At 63.1% G+C, this 19,291-nt stretch carries 19 protein-coding genes; 11 read left to right on the top strand and 8 right to left on the bottom strand.

Annotated elements, in window-relative coordinates:
• Positions 1–36: 36 nt before the first annotated feature.
• Positions 37–615: a (d)CMP kinase gene (gene cmk / locus RH858_RS15385; RefSeq protein WP_259535628.1), complete on the bottom strand. Its 579-nt coding sequence runs from the start codon at positions 613–615 to the stop codon at positions 37–39.
• 144 nt (positions 616–759) lie between these two features.
• Here cmk and RH858_RS15380 point away from each other — a divergent pair, with 144 nt between their 5' ends.
• The 4 genes from RH858_RS15380 (at position 760) to RH858_RS15365 (ending at position 4,699) form a co-directional block, all read left to right on the top strand.
• The gene (locus tag RH858_RS15380; RefSeq protein ID WP_259535630.1) at positions 760–2,022 is read left to right on the top strand and encodes a GNAT family N-acetyltransferase; all 1,263 of its coding nucleotides are present in this window, start codon (positions 760–762) and stop codon (positions 2,020–2,022) included.
• 92 nt (positions 2,023–2,114) lie between these two features.
• Positions 2,115–2,561 carry a hypothetical protein gene (locus RH858_RS15375; protein ID WP_310562353.1) on the top strand — a complete coding sequence of 149 codons (447 nt, stop codon included), beginning with the start codon at positions 2,115–2,117 and terminating at the stop codon, positions 2,559–2,561.
• Positions 2,562–2,604: 43 nt separating this feature from the next.
• Positions 2,605–3,120: a hypothetical protein gene (locus RH858_RS15370; protein WP_310562352.1), complete on the top strand. Its 516-nt coding sequence runs from the start codon at positions 2,605–2,607 to the stop codon at positions 3,118–3,120.
• An 85-nt stretch (positions 3,121–3,205) separates the two neighbouring features.
• Entirely contained in the window at positions 3,206–4,699 is a 1,494-nt protein-coding gene (locus RH858_RS15365; RefSeq protein ID WP_310562351.1) for a hypothetical protein, read from the top strand.
• Positions 4,700–4,721: 22 nt separating this feature from the next.
• Here the strand turns inward: RH858_RS15365 and RH858_RS15360 are convergent, their stop codons facing one another.
• The 3 genes from RH858_RS15360 to RH858_RS15350 form a co-directional block, all read right to left on the bottom strand.
• Positions 4,722–5,273 (bottom strand): hypothetical protein, encoded by a 552-nt coding sequence (locus RH858_RS15360; RefSeq protein WP_310562350.1) that lies wholly within the window; start codon positions 5,271–5,273, stop codon positions 4,722–4,724.
• Positions 5,274–5,428: 155 nt separating this feature from the next.
• Positions 5,429–6,160 (bottom strand): archaeal proteasome endopeptidase complex subunit beta, encoded by a 732-nt coding sequence (gene psmB / locus RH858_RS15355; protein WP_259535640.1) that lies wholly within the window; start codon positions 6,158–6,160, stop codon positions 5,429–5,431.
• A gap of 72 nt (positions 6,161–6,232) precedes the next feature.
• Positions 6,233–6,496 (bottom strand): helix-turn-helix domain-containing protein, encoded by a 264-nt coding sequence (locus RH858_RS15350; RefSeq protein ID WP_259535642.1) that lies wholly within the window; start codon positions 6,494–6,496, stop codon positions 6,233–6,235.
• Positions 6,497–6,770: 274 nt separating this feature from the next.
• Here RH858_RS15350 and RH858_RS15345 point away from each other — a divergent pair, with 274 nt between their 5' ends.
• The 3 genes from RH858_RS15345 to RH858_RS15335 all read left to right on the top strand — a co-directional run bounded on the left by RH858_RS15345 (position 6,771) and on the right by RH858_RS15335 (position 9,801).
• Positions 6,771–7,199, top strand: a complete 429-nt coding sequence (locus RH858_RS15345; protein ID WP_259535644.1) for a universal stress protein — start codon at positions 6,771–6,773, stop codon at positions 7,197–7,199.
• Between the two features lie 125 nt (positions 7,200–7,324).
• Positions 7,325–8,542, top strand: coding sequence for a proteasome-activating nucleotidase (locus RH858_RS15340; protein ID WP_259535646.1), 1,218 nt, complete (start codon positions 7,325–7,327; stop codon positions 8,540–8,542).
• Positions 8,543–8,616: 74 nt separating this feature from the next.
• The gene (locus RH858_RS15335) at positions 8,617–9,801 is read left to right on the top strand and encodes an NAD(P)/FAD-dependent oxidoreductase (RefSeq protein ID WP_310562349.1); all 1,185 of its coding nucleotides are present in this window, start codon (positions 8,617–8,619) and stop codon (positions 9,799–9,801) included.
• Positions 9,802–9,868: 67 nt separating this feature from the next.
• Here the strand turns inward: RH858_RS15335 and RH858_RS15330 are convergent, their stop codons facing one another.
• The 3 genes from RH858_RS15330 to RH858_RS15320 all read right to left on the bottom strand — a co-directional run bounded on the left by RH858_RS15330 (position 9,869) and on the right by RH858_RS15320 (position 14,162).
• Positions 9,869–10,402 carry an Rrf2 family transcriptional regulator gene (locus RH858_RS15330; RefSeq protein ID WP_259535649.1) on the bottom strand — a complete coding sequence of 178 codons (534 nt, stop codon included), beginning with the start codon at positions 10,400–10,402 and terminating at the stop codon, positions 9,869–9,871.
• 74 nt (positions 10,403–10,476) lie between these two features.
• Positions 10,477–12,126, bottom strand: coding sequence for a hydantoinase B/oxoprolinase family protein (locus RH858_RS15325; protein WP_310562362.1), 1,650 nt, complete (start codon positions 12,124–12,126; stop codon positions 10,477–10,479).
• Positions 12,127–12,164: 38 nt separating this feature from the next.
• Positions 12,165–14,162, bottom strand: a complete 1,998-nt coding sequence (locus RH858_RS15320; RefSeq protein ID WP_310562348.1) for a hydantoinase/oxoprolinase family protein — start codon at positions 14,160–14,162, stop codon at positions 12,165–12,167.
• 263 nt (positions 14,163–14,425) lie between these two features.
• Here RH858_RS15320 and RH858_RS15315 point away from each other — a divergent pair, with 263 nt between their 5' ends.
• Genes RH858_RS15315 through RH858_RS15305 form a run of 3 tightly spaced genes read left to right on the top strand, consistent with a single transcriptional unit; the run spans position 14,426 to position 17,416 of the window.
• Positions 14,426–15,595, top strand: coding sequence for an ABC transporter substrate-binding protein (locus tag RH858_RS15315; RefSeq protein WP_259535655.1), 1,170 nt, complete (start codon positions 14,426–14,428; stop codon positions 15,593–15,595).
• Positions 15,573–16,646 carry an iron ABC transporter permease gene (locus RH858_RS15310; protein ID WP_259535657.1) on the top strand — a complete coding sequence of 358 codons (1,074 nt, stop codon included), beginning with the start codon at positions 15,573–15,575 and terminating at the stop codon, positions 16,644–16,646. Before RH858_RS15315 ends, RH858_RS15310 begins: the two co-directional genes overlap by 23 nt.
• Entirely contained in the window at positions 16,643–17,416 is a 774-nt protein-coding gene (locus RH858_RS15305) for an ABC transporter ATP-binding protein (RefSeq protein WP_259535659.1), read from the top strand. The genes RH858_RS15310 and RH858_RS15305 overlap by 4 nt, the downstream gene beginning before the upstream one ends.
• 83 nt (positions 17,417–17,499) lie before the next feature.
• On the opposite strand, the gene RH858_RS15300 is transcribed toward RH858_RS15305, so the two are convergent.
• Positions 17,500–18,009 (bottom strand): VTT domain-containing protein, encoded by a 510-nt coding sequence (locus tag RH858_RS15300; protein WP_310562347.1) that lies wholly within the window; start codon positions 18,007–18,009, stop codon positions 17,500–17,502.
• Between the two features lie 143 nt (positions 18,010–18,152).
• Between RH858_RS15300 and RH858_RS15295 the strand changes: the two genes are divergently transcribed.
• Positions 18,153–19,289 (top strand): mechanosensitive ion channel family protein, encoded by a 1,137-nt coding sequence (locus tag RH858_RS15295; protein WP_310562346.1) that lies wholly within the window; start codon positions 18,153–18,155, stop codon positions 19,287–19,289.
• Positions 19,290–19,291: the final 2 nt, after the last annotated feature.

Below are 19,291 nucleotides of genomic sequence, written 5' to 3'. Positions count from 1 at the left end.
TCGGCGGTGGCGTCCTCGTCGTGCATTGTTCTTCCCTCAAAAGTCGTAGACGACGTTCTCGACCGGGGCCTTCCCCTCGTCGCTGTCTGGATCGTACGAGTCGATGGCCGTCGTCAACATGCCCAGAACCCCCTCCGGGCTCCACCGCGCGGTGTTGTACGCGATGTCGTAGATGGTGAGGTCGTGGATGTCGATGTTGTAATACTCTGCGTAGCGTTTCGCCTCGCTTTTTTCCCTGCGGGCGGTCTCCTGCCGGGCGAGATCGACGGCTTTCTCCTCGCGGTCGGCGATCCGCTCGGCCCGAACCGACAGGGGTGCATCGAGCCACACCTTCAGGTCGGCGTGTTCGCCGGCGAGCCAGCCGGCGAGCCGCGACTCCAGCAGGACGTCGTCTCGTTCGATCGCGATCGATCTGAGTCGGCGGTCCAGCTCCCTGTCGATCGTATCGTCGTCCTCGGCGTGTTCGTTGAACTCCACGGGAGTCATCCCCCGTTCGGCGGCCATCTCCCGGAAGATGTCCCCTCCGGAGACGTGTTCGAGGTCGAACGCGTCCGCCAGGGCGGCGGCGGTCGTGCTCTTGCCGCTGCCCGGCGGACCGGAGACGGTCAGTAACATATCGGTCGTGCGCCCCTCGCGGTAAAAGGCGTTGTCGTTCGTCGGTGCCAGGGGTAGGTCGTTCGTCGGTGCCAGAGGAACGTCGTTCGTCCCTCCTGGCGACAGTGGGGGTAACTTCTTGGCGCCGTCGACAGACGCTAACGCATGGTCGAATTTCGTCGCGTTCCGGAAGCGCGGGCACGCGAGTACGAGGCGATCCTCAGCCACGCCTTCGAAATCGAATCCGGGCCCGCCAGTGGCGACGACGTCGAACGTTCCGACGGCACCTCCGATTCCGAGGACTGGCCACCCGACCTGTACGAGCCCTGGGGGTTGTTCGACGGCGACACGCTCGTCAGCGTCTGTAAACTGTACTACCTGGACGCCTACCTCCACGACGGGTTCGGGACGATCGGCGGGTTGGGCGGCGTCGCCACCCCTCCAGAACACCGCCGGCAAGGGTACGTGCGCCAGTTGTTGCGATCGGTGCTGCGGGAGTACCGCGAGGCGGACGTCGACGCCGTGACGCTGTGGCCCTTTTCAGTCCCGTTCTATCGGAACCACGGCTGGGGGATCGCGAACAAATACACGACTTACGAGCTACCGCCCGAACAGCTCGCGTTCGAAAGCGGGAGGGAGGGAACTGTCCGCCGGCTCGGCGCCGACGACTGGACGCGGCTCCGATCGGTCGAGGTCGCGTTCGGCACCGGCACCGCCCTGTCGCTGCGCCGGTCTGAGCGCTGGTGGCGCGACCGAACGCTGTCGGCCTGGAGCGGCCGCGGGGAGCCATACGTGTACGGATACGAACGGAACGGCGAGCTCCGGGGGTACGTGCTGTACACCGTCGAAAGAAACGACGAAGGTGACCGAACCCTCCGGGTGACCGACCTCGCGCACGCCGACGACGACGCCTATCGAGGACTGCTCGGATTCCTTGCGGATCACGACTCGCAAGTGACGACCGTACAGCTTCCACGCGCCGAGGAGACCGAACTGCTCGACCGCGTTAGGCAGCCGAGCGAGGTCGACTGCACCGTGTCGGTGGGGCCGATGATCAGACTCGCGGACGTCCAGTCTGCGCTGCGGGACTACCCCTGGCCGGCCGGACTCGACGTTCAGTTCACGCTCGGTATCTCGGATCCGCTCGTGGAGCGAAACGACGGGGCCTTCGCGATCGATCTTGCCGAGGACACTGCGTCCGTCCGCGCCATTGACGCCATCGACGACGGCCACGCCGACCCCTCTGCTGTGGCCGGACCGGCGGACGTCGAGATGGACGTTTCCACGCTGTCGCGGCTGTACGTCGGAAGCGTCTCCCTCGGGGATGCAGAGCGGTTCGGCAGCTGTGTGATCCATCGGTCCGAGGTCGAAGATCCGTTGGGGATCGCGTTCCCACCGAGATCCGTGTGTCTCCGCGAGTTCTTCTGAACTCGACGTCGCCCGCACGGTTGTTGCGATCTCTCGTCTGTACACTGTCGAACGACGAAACGTTCAAGAGCAGTCGTTCGATTTACTCGATAGTGATCGATCGACGTCTTCCAGGGGGAGTACCCGTGCTGTCGGAACGGCCGTGGAACGAGTACGTCTGGCTCGTCATCGGGACGCTGATAATCACGGTCGGCGCCGGAACGGCAGGGATCTTCGCGTTCGAGGGGCGGGTGGCGCTCGTCGCGTTCGGGTTCGCCCTGTTTTTCGTCGGCTACCGCGCGTCCCAGTTCGGCGTGTACCGCTGGCCAGAGCGGACGGTTGGCGATGCCGTCCAAGCTACGGTTGCCGGATTCGCGACCGCGAAGGGGGCCGTGCAGTTCGTCGCACTTCTTTTCGGCGCGGTCGGGATCGCCTACGGGGTGACGCTGTTTTCCCAGACGATCATCGAACCGGCGGTTCGAAGCGCGGTGATCGCCGGCCTTACGAGCATCGGCGGATACATGTGTGCACACTTCGGCATGAACGGGAGGCTGTTGTGATGTCGAACGGAAGCGTCGGGACGACGTGTCGGGGGGTATCGAGATGACACAGCAGTCCCAGCGGATCTCGACGGGGGCGGCGGATCCGTTCGTCCTCCCGGAACTGTCCGACCGGCAGTGGATCGGGTTTTTCGCGGGCCTCGCGGCGACCTCCATTGCGCTCTCGTCGGGGTTCATCTGGGCGTACCAGGGGCTTACCGGCAGAGTGTTCCTTGCCGCCTTCGTCGCCTGGGTGGGCTACCTGTGTGCCCACCGGGCGTCGACGGGCCGGTTCGTGGACCCGGCGACGTCCGACGGTACGCTTCCGGACGGCGGCGACGGTGACGGCGGCGACGGTGACGGCGACACCGAGATCAGGGACGCGAGCGAAAACGTCATTCCCGAAACGAGGTGGCGACAGATCGGCGTCGTCCTCGGCGTGGCGACCCTCGTTGCGGGAATGGTCGTCGGCGTCTTTTATATTCGTGCCGAGAACCACCTGTTGACGAACGTCGGCGGGATCCTGTTTCTGGGCGGCTACGTCATCGCCCACTACGCGGAGACGAACGCATTGCTGTGAATCGGAGGTCGGCCTCACAACCGAGACAGCACGGGCGTCGTATTCGGCGCCATACTTTTGAGGGCACGGTGTCTCGGCTCTCACGATGACGGCTCCGGGGGGAGATGGAACAGACAGTTCGGGGGACCGCGCGGACGATGAAGCGGGGGACGCCGCCGACGCCGACGCTGACCCCGACGGCTGGGGGCCGACACGCGCGTGGACCCGACCGGGAACGACCCACGTTCCCGGCGACGACGACGGGGAACTACCGTTCGACGACCTCCACTTTCATCGCTACTGTGCCCTCTACCCGTTCACTCCCGAGGACGACGTCAGGGTGTCCGACGATTCTGAGTCGGAACACGACCCCGAGATTCGGTATCTCTCCGGCGTCGCGAGAACGGGACTCCGACACACCCCGATGATCGTTCTCGCGGTGACGGTGCTTTTTTTCACCAGCGCGGAACTGACCGACGGCGTCCAGGGAGTGAGCGCGTTCCTGCCGACGCTCTCGACTGCAGAACTGCTGATCGCAGCCGCGGCAATCGGCCTCTGGGGTGTGTTGATCGGGTTGCTCGTCCGGGTCGAGCTTCTGACCGTCCGAGAACTGTACAAGGCCGGTGTCGTGTACGGAACGCTCGCGTTCCTCGCGGTTGGCACCGCGGTATCGATCTGGCTCGTACTCTTCGACCACGATGGGACCTACTCGAGGAACATCGTCTTCACCTCCGGGTATCTCCTGTTGCTTCTGCTCGGTGGGCTCCTCGTTTACGACGGTCTCCGTCGGACCGAACACCTGTTCGACCGGCTCGGAAACACGATGGTCGTCGGAAACAAGACAGCGTACGAAGAGCGAAAACACGAACTGGCAGATCGTCTCTCACATGCGGTTTCGATCCCGGGAACGAACCTTCAGATTCCCTCTGCGTACCTGTTTTCGGTGGTGTTCGTCTCCCAGATCGCGGTGCTGTGGTGGCTCGGTCTCGGGCCACAGAACCTCGATTACCCGGTCACGCTGGTCGGAAACGTTCTGTTGAACCTCTTTCTCGTGGCCGTGTTCTTCCAGTTCCTGGTACTCATCGGCTGGTTTTACGAACTCGTGAACGACGACCGGGACGGCGACCGGGAACCGGCGTTGACGTATCTCCCGTATCATCCGGATGGACACGGTGGCTACCGCGATCTCGGCAAGTTCGCCACGCGCGTGAACCTCCTTTTGATCCTGGCCGGCTTCTACCTCGTCTACCGGCTGTACGTCCAGGGATCCCGCGTGTCGGGGGCGGAGATGGCGCCTGGCTTCGATCCGGCGTTCGGGTCGTTTCTCTGGTTCAGCAGCTTCGTGTTGCCGGTGATCCTGTACGCGATCGCCGCCGGCGCGTGGCTGTACTACTCGTTCTGGCAGCTGCACCTCCGGATGGCCCGCGAGCGGGAGCGATACTACGCCGAACAGACGGGGGGATCCTTCGGGGGAGACCCTTCCGGCTGGCGGGTTCGTTCGCAAGCGCCGGTGTGGCCCATCGACAACGGACAGCTGTTCAGTCTGGTGTCGGGGACGTTCTTCCCGCTGGTGTTGTGGCTGTTCGACGTCTTCTTTTGAACCGTTTCGTCGGTGCAACCCGTCAGTGAAGCGTCCCCTCCCGGACCTCCGCGTCGTACGCGAACAGGGCGTAGCCGACGTCTGCTGCACTGTAGCCGGTTTCCGCTGCAATCTCCCTGATCGGTCCGATCATTTCGACGTAGTCGGCGGCGTCGAACGACTCCTTCCTGCCGTCGAGATACCCCAGCCGGTCGAGCGACGCCCACACCCTGGTGTCGACAACCGCGTGGCGGTCGGGAGAAAGAGCCGCGAGGACACACGAGGCCGTCGGCGCCTTGAAGCCGTGAAGGCCAGTCAGCAGCTGGATCGTCGAGAAGTCGCCCTCGACCCGCCGGACGTTTTCGGTCACCTCCCGGCAGCGTTCCGGCGGGTTCCGTTCGACGTGATGTGCACTCCGGGTCGACGACTCGTAGGCGATCTCGTACAGCTGTTCGCGCGTGAGATGTCCCTGATCGCGGTACTGTGCGCCGAACTCGGTGAGCCGATCGGGCAACACGCCCTGGGTTTCGCCGTACCGGTCGAGGTTTTCGGCGACGAACTCCTCCAGCCGGTCTGTGTCGATTGGATCGTCCATGCGGAACTGATGGATTTCGCCGCCGAAAAACCGACCGACTTCGGTGGTGAGCACGACCGAACGGGTGCACAGATCCGCCGATCGACTCTGGTTTCGGTACCGAGTTGAAGCGGGGTCAGTTCCTCCTGGCGATCCCCTTCGAGGGATCGAGAGAACTAGCCTTCGAGCAGCTCGTCGATCTCTTTGTGGCGGGAGATCTCGACGCCCTCCTCGGTGACGACGGCGACGTTGATGCCGTTACCGGTGGCGGTGTCGCGCTCGAGGGCGCTTTTGATCGCCTTCGCGGCCACTGTTTTCGCCTCCTCCAGTGAGAGGTCGTCGCTGTACTCCCCTTCGAGTACGCCGAGTGCGAACTGACTCCCGGAGCCGGTGACGGTGTACTCCTCTTCGATGACCGAACCGAGCGGGTCGATGCTGTAGACGTGGGGGCCGTCCTCGTCGACGCCGCCCAGGATCGGCTGAACGATGAGGAAGCCGCCGGTACGGAGGAGATTGCCGGTGAGCGTCGACAGCGCCTGCATCGACATGTCCTTGCCACGACGGGCCTCATAGAGGTTCGTCTCGGCGCGGAGGGTAGAGATCAGCGACTGTGCGGCGGAGACGCCGCCGGCGATCGTCAGCGCGGCAGTAGGGTGGATCTGTTCGACCTTCTGGACGTCCTTCGAGGAGACCATCCGCCCCAGGCTCGCGCGCATGTCCGTCGCGAGGACGACTCCCTCGTCGGTTCGGAGACCGACCGTAGTCGTCCCCGTCTTCAGCTCCTTGTCCTCGGCCATTTCGGCCGCCCGGCGCTCGGAGTCGGAGAACTCCCCGAGCTCCGGGCCGAAGACGGACGACTCGTCGACGCCGAGGTCCAACGCTCCTGTCTCGCGGGTCGGGTTACGCATGGACGGTCGTTGCGGCGGAACGCTGATAAAGGCAACCTTTCGAGCCGGTTTCGAACACACCGCTTCGCTGGATCAAACCTGCAGCGAGTACAGCCGCTTGCGTGCGTCGGAAAAGGAAAACCGGGACTCGACGACGTTCTCCTCTTCGAGCCGTGAGAGAGCGTATCGCACCGTGCGGGGTGGCAACAGCGTCTCATCAGCTAGCTGGCTCTGCGTGAGAGTGCCGTTGTAGTCGAGTACTTTCGCGACGAGTTTCGCGCTCGGTGGGAGATCGCGGACGTCCTGCCACCGATCTCTGTCGTCTTCTTCCGGCGAGACCGCTTCGGTAACGCTCATCTGTATCTGCCCGTATGAGATGCCGGATGATAATATTTACTATCCATATTTATGCTTTACAGTAATTAATTGATCCCCCGATTTCTTCGATTCTCGGAGTTCGAACTGCGTGATCGTTGTTGTTGCTTTTCGGCGCTTGCCCCGGCTTTCCACAACGTGAACGCTTTCTCGTGAGAGTCCAACACACCTGTACAGTTATTACCGTGGTTGGTGTAGTCTGAATTAGAGGTATTGAGTCGACGACTACCGGATGCGGAATCCAACTCAACGAAACATGACACAGCAGATCCTCGTTCCGATGGACGACTCGCCGGTGGCGGAGAACGCATTGAAGTATGCGATCGACACCCACCCAGACGCGGAGATCACGGTTCTGTACGTGATCCATCTTGAACCGCTCCCGGGCAAAGGATCGGTGATCACGTTCGACGAACCGATGCTGGAGGGGGCGTACGGCCACGCCGAACAGCTGTTCGAGCGGGCCGGTGAGATCGCGAGCGAGGCCGGTTACAGCGGCGATCTGGAGACCGACACCGCCGAAGGAAAGCCGTCACGGGAGATCATCGAGTACGCGGAGGAACACGGCTTCGACGCGATCGTCATGGGGAGCCACGGCCGCGACGGCACGGCCAGGATCCTTCTGGGCAGCGTCGCCGAGACGGTAGTCCGACGGGCCCCGGTCCCGGTGACGGTCGTTCGGTGACTGTCGTTCGGTGACGCGAACATCGATCGAAGACACGCCCACGTGGGACGGCGACCCCGTTTCGTCACCGGCGAGGTGGGTCGTGACCCGAAGCCTCTTATCCACAACGGCCCTAACCCGCCTCAATGAGCGATACGGTTGAGGACGTCGATCTGCCGTACGACGAAGACGTCTCCTCGAAACAGGAGAAGATCGAGGCGCTTCGCGAACGGCTCGAGGTCCTCGAGTCACAAAACGAGGAAATGCGGGATCAGCTCCTCGATGCGAACGCGGAGAACAACAAGTACCAGCAGAAGCTCGAGCGGCTGACCCACGAGAACAAGAAGCTCAAGCAGTCGCCGCTGTTCGTCGCGACCGTCCAGGAGATCACCGACGAGGGCGTCGTGATCAAACAGCACGGCAACAACCAGGAGGCGCTCACCGAGGTCACCGAGGAGATGCGCTCGGAGCTCGAGCCCGACGCGCGCGTCGCGGTCAACAACTCGCTTTCGATCGTCAAGCGGCTGGACAACGAGACCGACGTCCGGGCACGCGTGATGCAGGTCGAACACAGCCCCGACGTCACCTACGCCGACATCGGCGGGCTCGAAGAGCAGATGCAGGAGGTCCGCGAGACCGTCGAGATGCCGCTCGACCGCCCGGAGATGTTCGAACAGGTCGGGATCCAGCCGCCGTCGGGTGTCCTGCTGTACGGTCCTCCTGGAACGGGCAAGACGATGCTCGCGAAGGCCGTCGCGAACCAGACGGACGCGACGTTCATCAAGATGGCCGGCTCCGAACTGGTCCACAAGTTCATCGGCGAGGGCGCGAAGCTGGTTCGGGACCTGTTCGAAGTGGCCAGGGAAAACGAGCCCGCGGTGCTTTTCATCGACGAGATCGACGCGATCGCCTCCAAGCGGACCGACTCGAAGACCTCCGGCGACGCGGAGGTCCAGCGGACGATGATGCAGTTGCTCTCCGAGATGGACGGCTTCGAAGACCGCGGTGAGGTGCGGATCATCGCCGCCACGAACCGGTTCGACATGCTGGACGAGGCGATCCTCCGGCCCGGCCGGTTCGATCGGCTCATCGAGATCCCCAAACCCGACGAGGCGGGACGCGATATCATCTTCCAGATCCACACCCGGAAGATGAACGTCGACGACGACGTCGACTTCGCCGAACTCGCCGAACGCACCGAGAACGCCTCCGGCGCCGACATCAAGGCGATCTGCACGGAGGCGGGGATGTTCGCGATCCGGGACGACCGCACCGAGATCTACATGCAGGACTTCATCGACGCCCACGAGAAGATCTCTCAGACCGACGGCGACGACCCCGACGAGGCGCTCGCGTTCGCCTGAGTCTCACGATTCGTCACCGTCACTCGAAGGTGTTTCAAAGGCCATTTATCCGGCCGCTCCTCATCGATCCCTATATGGGTGCCCAGGTAGTGGTCGTCGGTTCCGGATACGCCGGAGCCGGAGCCGTAACGGCCTTCGAGGATGCCATTCGCGACGACGAAGCCGAACTGACCTGGATCTCCGACCACGAGTACCATCTCGTGTTACACGAGGTCCACCGCGTCATCCGCGATCCCGATGTCGCACCGAAGATCACGATACCGGTGTCGGAGATCAAGTCAGATGCGACCGACTTCCTGCAGGGGCGTGTCACTGGAATCGACACCGACGAGCGGACGGTCTCGCTCGGCGACGGCCGGCAGATCTCGTACGACTACCTGCTCGTCGGCGTCGGCTCCGGGACGGCGTTTTATGGGATCGAGGGCCTCGAGGAACACTCGTTAACGCTGAAGGGACTCGAGGACGCCAGACGGATCCACCGCGAGGTGACCGAGGCGGGAGAGCGTGCGACACGCGCTGAGCCCGCCCGCGTGATCGTCGGTGGCGCGGGCCTTTCGGGGATACAGACCGCCGGCGAAATCGCGACGTATTGCGACGAAACGCAGTTTCCGATCGAGGTCACGCTCGTGGAGGGGCTCGACGAGGTGTTCCCCGGAAAGGATCCGGAAGTGCAACGGGCGCTCCGTGAGCGTCTCGAAGCGCTCGATGTGGAGATCCGGACGGGGCGGTTCGTCTCGGCTGTCGACGACGACGCGATCAGACTCGACGGCCAAAGCGAGGAGGACGACGGTGAAACGCTTCCGTACGACGTACTCGTCTGGACCGGTGGGGTAACCGGTCAGGACCTGATGGCCGAGGTGAACGTCGAAAAGGACGAACGATCCCGCCGGGTGTACGCCGAGTCCGATTTCCAGACCAGCGACGACCGGGTGTTCGCGATCGGTGACGCGGCTCTGGTCGATCAGGGGGACGGAGAGTTCGCCCCGCCGACGGCACAGGCGGCCTGGCAGGCGGCCGAGGTCGCCGGCGAGAACCTCGCCCGTACCGTTCGCGGCGAGCCCCTGCAAACCTGGAAACATACGGACAAAGGGACCGTCGTTTCGGTCGGCGAGACGGCGGTCGCTCACGACGTTCAGGGCGTCCCGGTGTCGACGTTCGGTGGGGTTCCGGCGAAGGTATTGAAAAAGCTGATCGCCGCCAGGTGGATCTACACCGTCTCCTCGGCGAGGCGGAGCGTGGACGCCTGGCCGGACATGTGAGCATCGCAGCGGCCGATCACTCGAATAGTCGCAGCGTCAATTCGCGTTTCTCAGTGTCCCGCGTTTCTCAGTGTCCCGCGTTTCCGACAGGGGCCCGCATATCGTCGATCCGCAGTATGAGTACGTTCGCCGTGTCGTCCTTCCCGTCGACGGTGCCCTCGATGACGAGCCTCGACAGCGGGGTGGGTCCGACCTTCACCGAGTCGCCCTCGTGGAACTCTCGGATCGATCCCTGGAGCTGGACCTCCGCCCGACACAGCTCCGGATGGTGGACCGAAGAGAGGTTGATCTCTTCCACGTTGGCGTTTTCGACCACCGCTCCTTCGTGCTGCAGCGGCACCGAAGCTGGTTCGTCCATGCGCTGGATCTCCAGTGCCTCGTAGGCGGTTGCAGTCGGTTTATATCCGCCCTTCGGTCCCGGAACTCCCTCCACGAGCTGGAGCGCTTTGAGACTCTGCATCTGGTTGCGGATCGTCCCCGGGTTCCTGTCGACTTCCTCGGCGATCTCTTCACCCTTTACGGCGTCTTCCGACTCTCCATAGAGGTTCACGAGTGCCGAGAGAATAGTTTTCTGACTCGTCGTGAGCTCGATGTCTGCCATACCCTCGATTCGGGAGGGAATAGCTTAAAAGCGGTGGATCAATATATCGTTCCCTAAAGAGGGGGTGTGGGGGGTCAGTCGGTGTTCGTGGGGTCCCGTCGTTCGTCCGTCTGTTTTTCGTCGGCGACGTCGGCGGCCAGTGACTGGCTCGTGCGCTCGTCCGGGTCGCCGTGTCCGCCGCCGCCGGGCGTGCGGACGGTTACCGTCGTTCCAGCTTCGATCTCGACGGTTGTCTTTGCGGGGACTGGGTCGCCGTCGATGGAGTTCTCGCCGGTGGCGCCGTTCCCGCCGCCGGCGACGCCGCTGGGGGCGTACCGTCGCCGTTCCGAGAGCAGCGACACCGTAGCGTCCGACTCGACGGTCACGACCCGCTCGAGGCCGAGCCCGCCGCGGAACCGGCCTACTCCGCCAGAGTCGGGTCGCAGCGCGTATCGTTCGATCCACATCGGATACTCGGTTTCGATCGACTCGACGGGCGTGTTCAGCGTGTTCGTCATCCCCACCTGGACGCCGTCCATCCCGTCCCGATCGCTCCGTGCGCCGAACCCGCCGCCGATCGTCTCGTAGTAGGTGAACGAGCCGTCCCGGGCACCGATCGTCAGGTTGTTCATCGTCCCCTGTCCCTGTGCCGGCACTCGATCGGGGGCAGCCTGGGCGAGTGCGAGGAACGTTACATCGGTGATCCGTTGGCTGGTCTCGACGTTTCCGCCGACGACCGCCGCGGGAGGACGAGGGTTCAAAAGCGAGCCCTCCGGGGCACGAACGGTCACGGGCTCGTAACAGCCGTGATTCGGCGGAATTTCGGGATCCGTGACACATCGGACGACGAAGTAGACTGCGCTTTTGGCGACCGACAGCGGCGCGTTCACGTTTCCCGGAACCTGAGCTGCGGTCCCCCCGAAGTCCACATCGACGCGCGATCCGTCGATCGTGACCGTCGCGTGGATCGGCACGTCCTCGTCGCTTACTCCGTCACCTTCGAGGACGTCCCGCGCTTCGAACTCACCGTCCGGGAGGCCGTCGATCTCGGATTCGACCCGGCTCCGGGAGTAGTCGATGACGGCGTCGAACCCCTCGATAACCTGTCCGGTGCCGTGTTCTTCGAGGAGATCGCCGAGCCGAGTTTCGGCCCGCTGGTTCGCGGCGAGCTGCGCCTGCAGGTCTCCCCGGCGCTCCCCGGCGTTTCGAACGTTCGAGAGCAGAAGTTCCAGGACGTCCGCCACTGGGTCGCCGTCCTCGACGAGCTTCGTCGGCGGGATCCGGAGCCCCTCCTGGTAGATCTCCCGGGCGCCTGCGGGCATGCTCCCCGGCGCCATTCCACCGACGTCGGCGTGATGGGCCCGCGACACCGCATAGCCGATCACGTCCCCCTCGGGTGCGACCGGCGAAACGAGTGTGACGTCCGGGAGATGTGTCCCGCCCGTGAACGGATCGTTGAGCGCGTACACGTCGCCCGGTTCCGGCTCCAGCTTTCGGACCGCCGCCACCGCCTCCGGCATCGCCCCGAGGTGGACCGGAATGTGTTCGGCCTGTGCGACCATCCGACCGTCGGCGTCGAAAAGCGCCGTCGAACAGTCCCGCCGCTCCTTGATGTTTGGCGAGTACGCCCCCCGGATCAGCGTCTGACCCATCTCCTCGGCGACGCTTTCCAGCTGGTTGCGAAACACCTCCAGGGTCACGGGGTCGATCCCGGGTTCGGTGGTCCCGCCGTCGGGTTCGGTGATCCCGCCGTCGGGTTCGGTGGTCCCGCCGGATCGATCGCTCATGCGACCGCCTCCATCCGGAGCGCGCCGTCCTCCGTGACCGTCCCACGCCAGTCGGGCGGAACCACCGTCGTGCTCTCGGCCTGTTCGAGGATCGCCGGCCCGTCGACTACGGTCCCCGCAGCGACGGCGCCCCGGTCGAACACGGTCGCGTCGCGCTCGCCACTTTCCGGGAAGTAGGCGGGGCGCGTCCCGAGCACGGGATCCCCCTCGCCCCCGGCGTGTCGGACGGTCGGAGTCTCGCGGGTGACTGTTGCGGTCGTCCGGAGCGTGACGCCCTCGACGGTCTCCTCGAGCGCGTAGCCGTAGGCTGTCTCGTGGGCCTCGTGGAACCGGTCTGTGACCATCTCGGGATCGAACGTCTCTCCGACGGGAACGGTGAGCTCGAAACTCTGGCCGGAGTACCGACAGTCGATCGCGCGTTCTAACCGTGCACGATCCGGATTCGAAACGTCCGCAAGCGCCTCCTCACGGAGCTCCTCGTAGACGCTTTCGATCCGATCGGCGTCGGCGTCCACGATCTCGGTTTTGATGGTTCTCGCCGCGTCGTGGCTCTCGTCGGCCGCAAGCAGGCCGAACGCCGAGAGCACGCCGGCAGGCTTTGGGACAGTCACCCGTTCGATGTCGAGAGCGTCCGCCAGGGCGGCGGCGTGCATCGGACCCGCGCCGCCGAAGGCGACCAGCCCGAAGCGTCGGGGATCGTGCCCGCGCTCGACGGTCACTGCGCGAATCGCCCGGGTCATCGTCGCGTTCGCGACCCGATAGACGCCGCGTGCCGCCTCTCTGGCGTCGGGGAGTCCCGCCCGGTCGGCGAGTTCCGAAAGCGCTGCCTTCGCCGCATCGACGTCGAGGGTGAGCTCCCCGCCCAGCGCCGTTTCGGGGCCGACGTAGCCGAGCACGACGTTCGCGTCGGTCACCGTCGGTTCCGATCCCCCGCGGCCGTAGCAGGCGGGACCCGGATTCGCGCCGGCGGAACGTGGACCCACCCGGAGTGCCCCGCCCTCGTCGACCCAGGCGATCGATCCACCGCCTGCACCGACTGTGTTCACGTCGACCATCGGGGTTCGGATCGGGATCCCGTCGATCTCAGCGTCGGTCGTCCGTTCGGCGGAGCCGTCCCGGACGAGGCTCACGTCAGTAGAGGTACCGCCCATGTCGAAGGTGACCAGGCCGTCGCACTCTGCGGTGGCGGCCGCGCCGACCACTCCCGCCGCGGGGCCGGAAAGCACCGTCGTCACCGCGTGGTTCCTGACGGTCTCGGCGTCGGCGATCCCCCCGTTTGCCTGCATTATCTGTGGGGAGGGGAGTCCCGCCGCCGTCGCCCGTTCGGTGAGTCGTCCCACGTAGCCGTCGATCGCCGGCCGCACGTAGGCGTCGACGGCGGTCGTGGCGGTCCGCTCGAACTCTCGAAACTCTGCGAGCACCTCGTGGGAGACCGACACCGAAACCTCGAGTTCCGCACGGAGGATCCGCGCGATCTCCCGTTCGTTTTCTGGATGTGCGTACGCGTGCAGAAGGCAGACGGCGACGCTTTCTGCGCCCGCATCGTCGATCCGGGCGGCGACGTCGCGAACTTCGTCGGCGTCGACCGGACGCTCGATTCCCTCGGCGGTCGCCCGTTCGTCGATTTCGAACCGTCGCCTGCGGGGCACGATCGGGGTCGGCTTTTCGACGTCGAGATCGTACAGAGAGGGTCGGTCTTGCCGTCCGATCTCCAGGACGTCTCGGAACCCCGCGGTCGTCACGAGCGCCGTCCTCGCCCCGTCTCGCTCGAGCAGCGCGTTCACCGAGACCGTCATCGCGTGGACGAACTCTTCGACAGTACCGGGTTCGATCCCTGCCTCTTTGCACGCCTTCCGGATCCCGTCGAGGACGCCGGCGCTTTGATCGTCGGTCGTCGGAACCTTCGCCGTCACGAGCTGTCCCTCGACGAGCAACGCCACGTCCGTGAACGTGCCGCCGACGTCGACGCCGACTGCGGTCGTTGTTTCGGTCATATCACGCAATTAGCCGGACGTTACCCGATACAGTTCCACGAACGTCGTCATATTTCACTCGTCCCTCGAAGTTCCGCTTGCCGTTGTGAGGGGAATGTTCGACCGTCGTCACCGACCGGTTCCGAGTCACAATTTATCGTGCACCGATACAGTCGCACCCTACATATAGGTCCCACTTGATCCCCCACTCGCGACATAGGCTAAACAAGTGAAGTTGATGTAATACAAAACATTTTTAGTATCGATATCTGTCGGGTTACACAATGACGGAAATCCCACAGGGACGTGAAACCCGGGAACCGGATGGGACCGTATCGGATGACCGAGATGGTCAACGGATCCGGCGGCGAACTGCCCTCTGTTGTCTCGGAACCACGGCTGTCGTCGGACTTTCAGGCTGTGCGAGTCTGTTGCCGTCCGGCGATGCGGCAGGGGAGCGAACTATCACTGACGTCGTCGGCAGGACGGTCGATCTTCCCGAGTACGCAGACCGGATCGTGTGTGTCGGCGGTGGAACGCTCAGACAGATCGCGTACATGAAGGCCGCGGACCGCGTTGTCGGTGTCGAGAACATTCCCGAGCAGGCGCTCGACGAAATCCCCTACCTTCTGGCCAATCCCGGCCTCGGAGAGCTCCCGATCGTCGGCGAGAGCGGGATGGACAGGGACGGCAACGTCGAACAGATTCTCGAGGTCGATCCGGACGTGATCTTCTTCAACGGGGACAGCTCGCGTGCAGACGAGTTACGGCAGCGAACGAACACACCGGTCGTCGTCATCGGTGTCGACAGTATACTCGAGGAATCCGGTCGAGAATTACTGTACGACACGTGGGAGACTCTCGGTCAGACGCTCCGGAAAGAAGACCGCACAGCGGAGCTGCAGAGGTTCCTGGGGGAGGTAGTTTCGGATCTGAACGACCGCACCGACGACATCTCGGCTGCGGAGCGAAAAAGCGCCTACGCCGGTGCGTTTCGGTTCGGGGGTGCTCACGGACTGTCGACGACGCGCGGTGACACGACGATGTTCCGCTTTTCAAACGTCGACAACGCCATCGACGAGCTCGAGGTCGATCAACCCTCCGTAGCGTTGGGTCACGAGCGACTGCTGGAGGAAGATCCGGAGACCATATTCGTCGACGTGATGAGCAGCGAGAGAGTTCGAGGAGAGATCGACGAAAACCCGGAGCTCGGGTCCCTCACGGCGGTCGAACAGGGACGCGTATATACCGTCTTGCCGGTGTATCGTGACATGCGTAACTTCGGGTCGATCCTGTCGAACGCCTACTACGTCGGAATGACGCTTTATCCCGACCGATTCGTGGATGTCGATATCGAATCCCGAACGGACGACATCTTCGAGACGCTTCTGAATGCTCCCCTATACGAACGAATTAACCAGGAGTTCCCCGATGTCTTCCGACCACTTCTCTGAGCAGGTCGGTGAGCAGTCGGGCTTTCGGAACCACCGCGAATCTGTCCGTCGGAAAATCGGGTTCCTCGTCGGGACAACTGTGTTGTTGGGGATCCTCTGGGTCGTCGGGGTCGCAGTCGGCTCCGTCTCCTATCCCCTCGGCGACGTGGTGGCTGCACTCGTTCGCGATGGCCCCGAGTCACGACAGTTGGCTATCTGGCACGTTCGAATCCCTCGGGTGCTCGCGGCGACCCTCGCCGGCGGTGGGCTTGCAGTCGCCGGTGCGGCGATGCAGTCTGTGCTTCGGAACCCACTGGGCGCACCGTTCACGCTCGGTATCTCGCATGCAGCAGCCTTCGGTGCGGCTGTTACGATTGCGTTCGGCGGGTTCGGCGTCAGCGCGGAGTTCCTCACGCTGTCTGTGCAGACGATCGGAGCGTTCGTCGGTGCAATGACCGCAACCGTGGCGATTCTCTTGCTGGTGACCTACCGGGAGGCAACCCCCGAAACGTTGATTCTCACGGGGGTGGCGATCGGATCGCTGTTCAACGCCGGGCTCGCACTGATCCAGTATTTCGCCACTGACACGGAGGTTGCAGAGATAGTCTACTGGACGTTCGGCGACGTGAGCCGGGCTGCCTGGGACGAAATCGGATTCATGTTCGCAATATTCGTTCTGGGGCTGGGTTACTTCGTGTACAACGGTTGGAATTACGACGTGCTCGATGCCGGCACCGAGACCGCGCTGACGCTCGGCGTCAACGTCGAATCACTCCGAATCAGGGGGATGGCGATCGCGTCGCTCGTGACCGCAGTAATGATCTCGTTTGTCGGAATTATCGGGTTCGTCGGTCTCGTTGCACCACACATCGTCCGGATGGTCATCGGCGGAACTGAGAGATATCTACTTCCGGCGTCGGCGCTCGTCGGGGCAGCGTTGCTCGTCGCAGCGGACACGTTCGCTCGGACGATCGTTGCCCCGATCGTGCTGCCAGTAGGGATCGTCACGTCGTTTCTGGGCGCACCACTGTTCCTCTATTTGACAGTCGAAGGGAAGGACTACTGGAGATGACCCTCGAGATCTCCGATCTCACGTTTCGATACGACGATCTCACCGTCCTCGATGGTGTGGACCTCACAGTCGAATCCGGGGAAATTGTCGGACTGCTCGGACCGAACGGCTCCGGGAAGAGCACGCTTCTCAAGTCGATTCACCGGATTCACGATCCCGACAGCGGGACGATCGAAATAGACGGTCGGAGCGTTACGGAGTATCGACCCAAGGAACTCGCACGGGCGGCCAGCTACGTCCCACAGCACGGAGACAGCGCCTTTCCGGCGACGGTGTTCGAAACGGTTCTGCAGGGACGACGGCCACACGGAAGCTGGTCGCCCAGCCGGGATGACCGAAAGGCGGCGATCGATGTCCTCGAGCGTCTCGACATCGAACGCTTCGCCGCCCGCCGGATGAGCGACCTGAGCGGCGGACAGCAGCAGAAGGTTCGGTTTGCGCGTGCGTTGGTCGGCGATCCATCCGTGATGGTGCTCGACGAACCGACGAGTGCGCTCGATCTCAAACATCAGATCGCCGTGATCGATCTCGTTGCGGAGTACGTCCGCGAACAGGAGGTGGCCGCTATCGCCGCAATGCACGATCTTAATCTCGCATCCCGATACTGTAATCGCATCGCCTTGCTTCACGACGGGGACATCCACGCCGTCGGTTCGTCGGAGATCCTCACTCCCGAACTGATCAAAATTGTCTACGATGCTGACGTCTCTATCGTTCACCACAAGGGCCAGCGTATCGTGGTACCGGACGCAGCTACGGATACGGCCTAGGCTGGAATCGACAAGGGACGGAGCCGGGAAATTGACAGGCGTGCTTCGGAGACGCCTGACTGGCTACGGACAGCCGTTTTCCTTCAGTCAACGACGGAGTATGCGCCCCCGACGACCGTCAGGACGAGCAACAGTCGGGCGATCGTGGCGAGGAACGTCGTGGCGGCGAACACGAACGGTCGGTTGTCCAGGACGCTGAACGCGTATATCGTCGTAGTCTCCGGAAGGAACGGGATCGCGATAGCGATTCCGAGGCCGAGATAGCTGTATCGCTGGACGAGATCGACGAGCGTTTGCTGTTTGAACCGTTTGTAGTAGGGGATCCGTTCGAAGAACCGGACGACAGGTCCCGATCGACTGACGCCGTAGCCGATCCGGAGGGCGATCAAACTGCCGGTAGCTTTCCCCGCCGCGGACGTCACGATGACGAGGGGAAACGAAACGTACCAGGGATACGCAAGGGCGAACGGGACGACCAGGACGGCCTCGGAGGGAAACGGGAGGAACGCTGCGACCACGAGGGCGTACAGGAATACGACGGCCAGCAGTATCCCTGGCGTCGCGACCGCCGATCCGGTCAACTCAGTCAGCACGATGTAAACGTTCTTCCTCGAGAGAATAAACGTTGCTTGTGTGGTGTTCTTTTGTAGTCGTCTCGTTTTTGGCTGCCTGAATCCACGCTGCTGTCAAGTTCGGTTACGGACGATCGAGGCGAAAGCCTCCCCGTTCACAGTAGTTGCCGAACCAGTTCTCTGCTGCTACGGTTTTCAGATCACCACCGATTTTACTTGTATACTTAATAAAAGACTGTACAAAGACATCACTGGTCTCGAAGATCGGTGGCCTCGTGACACTCCGTTTTGAGAGGTTCGGCAACTACTGTTCAGCGCGGGGAGGAAGTCAAGGGACCACTGTCCGCGGAGGGGATCCAACTGATTCCATTCGGTCAAACTTTGTGTACCTGGGCTCTGTTAGCACAGTTATGGATTCATACGACACGGCAGTCGTGGTACACCGTCCCCTCCAGATGGAGGGTGACCAGCTCCCTGTAGAACTCACCGAGTTGGTCGATCCGCTCTTCCAAGTTGGCGGTTTCGTCGTCGGATTCGTGGCTGTCATCCTCGTTGGCTGGGTGGTCCTCGAACCCGGAATCTCGCGGCTCGTCAGGAGACGGAACCGGAACAACCCTACCCTCGAGGAGGCGATCAGCCGATACGTCCGTGTATTGGTCGTGATCTTTGCGTTATTCGTCGGCCTCACTACTGCGGGATTTACCGGTATCGTTGGCAGCTCGGCACTCGTTGTTGCCGCCGGGATGCTGGCTCTCGGCGTCGCCGGCCAGAGTGTCATCGGCTCGCTCGTCAGCGGCCTCGCGCTCGTCACGGATTCGCAATTCAATATTGGCGATTACATTCGATGGGAAGGCGGCGAGGGAGAAGTCACGTCGATAACGCTCCGGGTCACCCGCGTCCGTACGATCGACGGCGGACTCGTGACGATTCCGAACACGAAGTTGACTGACGATTCCATCGCGAGACCCTTCGAAGGTGGGACTGTTCGGACTGTCGATCGAATCTCCATCGGGTACGATTCCGATATCGAATCGACGCTTTCTCTGCTCACAACTGTCACCGAAGATATCGACGGTATCCTCGCTGACCCCGGCCCCAGCGTCGGTATCGAAGAACTCGGGGACGACGCTGTGGTTCTCCGTGTCCAATACTGGGTCGACAGCCCCAGACAGAATCTACACTCGGTTCGGTCCGCCTTCGTACAGAGGATCAAGACCCGTCTCGAACAGGCTGATGTCGAGATCAGTCCGGCATCGAAACGCGACCTCGAAGGCCGTATTCAGGTCGATAGTGTATCTTAATC

Origin of the sequence: Halalkaliarchaeum sp. AArc-GB (genome assembly GCF_031432225.1) — an archaeon.
Classification (GTDB): domain Archaea; phylum Halobacteriota; class Halobacteria; order Halobacteriales; family Haloferacaceae; genus Halalkaliarchaeum.
The sequence above is the reverse complement of the archived record's forward strand: the minus strand, read 5'-3'. Positions and strand labels throughout refer to the sequence as shown.

What these genes read in the sequence shown, in the direction of transcription:
- cmk (WP_259535628.1), bottom strand. Translation starts at nt 615, where the DNA reads ATGTTACTGACCGTCTCCGGTCCGCCGGGCAGCGGCAAGAGCACGACC.
- RH858_RS15380 (WP_259535630.1), top strand. Translation starts at nt 760, where the DNA reads ATGGTCGAATTTCGTCGCGTTCCGGAAGCGCGGGCACGCGAGTACGAG.
- RH858_RS15370 (WP_310562352.1), top strand. Translation starts at nt 2,605, where the DNA reads ATGACACAGCAGTCCCAGCGGATCTCGACGGGGGCGGCGGATCCGTTC.
- RH858_RS15365 (WP_310562351.1), top strand. Translation starts at nt 3,206, where the DNA reads ATGACGGCTCCGGGGGGAGATGGAACAGACAGTTCGGGGGACCGCGCG.
- RH858_RS15360 (WP_310562350.1), bottom strand. Translation starts at nt 5,273, where the DNA reads ATGGACGATCCAATCGACACAGACCGGCTGGAGGAGTTCGTCGCCGAA.
- psmB (WP_259535640.1), bottom strand. Translation starts at nt 6,160, where the DNA reads ATGCGTAACCCGACCCGCGAGACAGGAGCGTTGGACCTCGGCGTCGAC.
- RH858_RS15350 (WP_259535642.1), bottom strand. Translation starts at nt 6,496, where the DNA reads ATGAGCGTTACCGAAGCGGTCTCGCCGGAAGAAGACGACAGAGATCGG.
- RH858_RS15345 (WP_259535644.1), top strand. Translation starts at nt 6,771, where the DNA reads ATGACACAGCAGATCCTCGTTCCGATGGACGACTCGCCGGTGGCGGAG.
- RH858_RS15340 (WP_259535646.1), top strand. Translation starts at nt 7,325, where the DNA reads ATGAGCGATACGGTTGAGGACGTCGATCTGCCGTACGACGAAGACGTC.
- RH858_RS15335 (WP_310562349.1), top strand. Translation starts at nt 8,617, where the DNA reads ATGGGTGCCCAGGTAGTGGTCGTCGGTTCCGGATACGCCGGAGCCGGA.
- RH858_RS15330 (WP_259535649.1), bottom strand. Translation starts at nt 10,402, where the DNA reads ATGGCAGACATCGAGCTCACGACGAGTCAGAAAACTATTCTCTCGGCA.
- RH858_RS15320 (WP_310562348.1), bottom strand. Translation starts at nt 14,162, where the DNA reads ATGACCGAAACAACGACCGCAGTCGGCGTCGACGTCGGCGGCACGTTC.
- RH858_RS15315 (WP_259535655.1), top strand. Translation starts at nt 14,426, where the DNA reads ATGACGGAAATCCCACAGGGACGTGAAACCCGGGAACCGGATGGGACC.
- RH858_RS15310 (WP_259535657.1), top strand. Translation starts at nt 15,573, where the DNA reads ATGTCTTCCGACCACTTCTCTGAGCAGGTCGGTGAGCAGTCGGGCTTT.
- RH858_RS15305 (WP_259535659.1), top strand. Translation starts at nt 16,643, where the DNA reads ATGACCCTCGAGATCTCCGATCTCACGTTTCGATACGACGATCTCACC.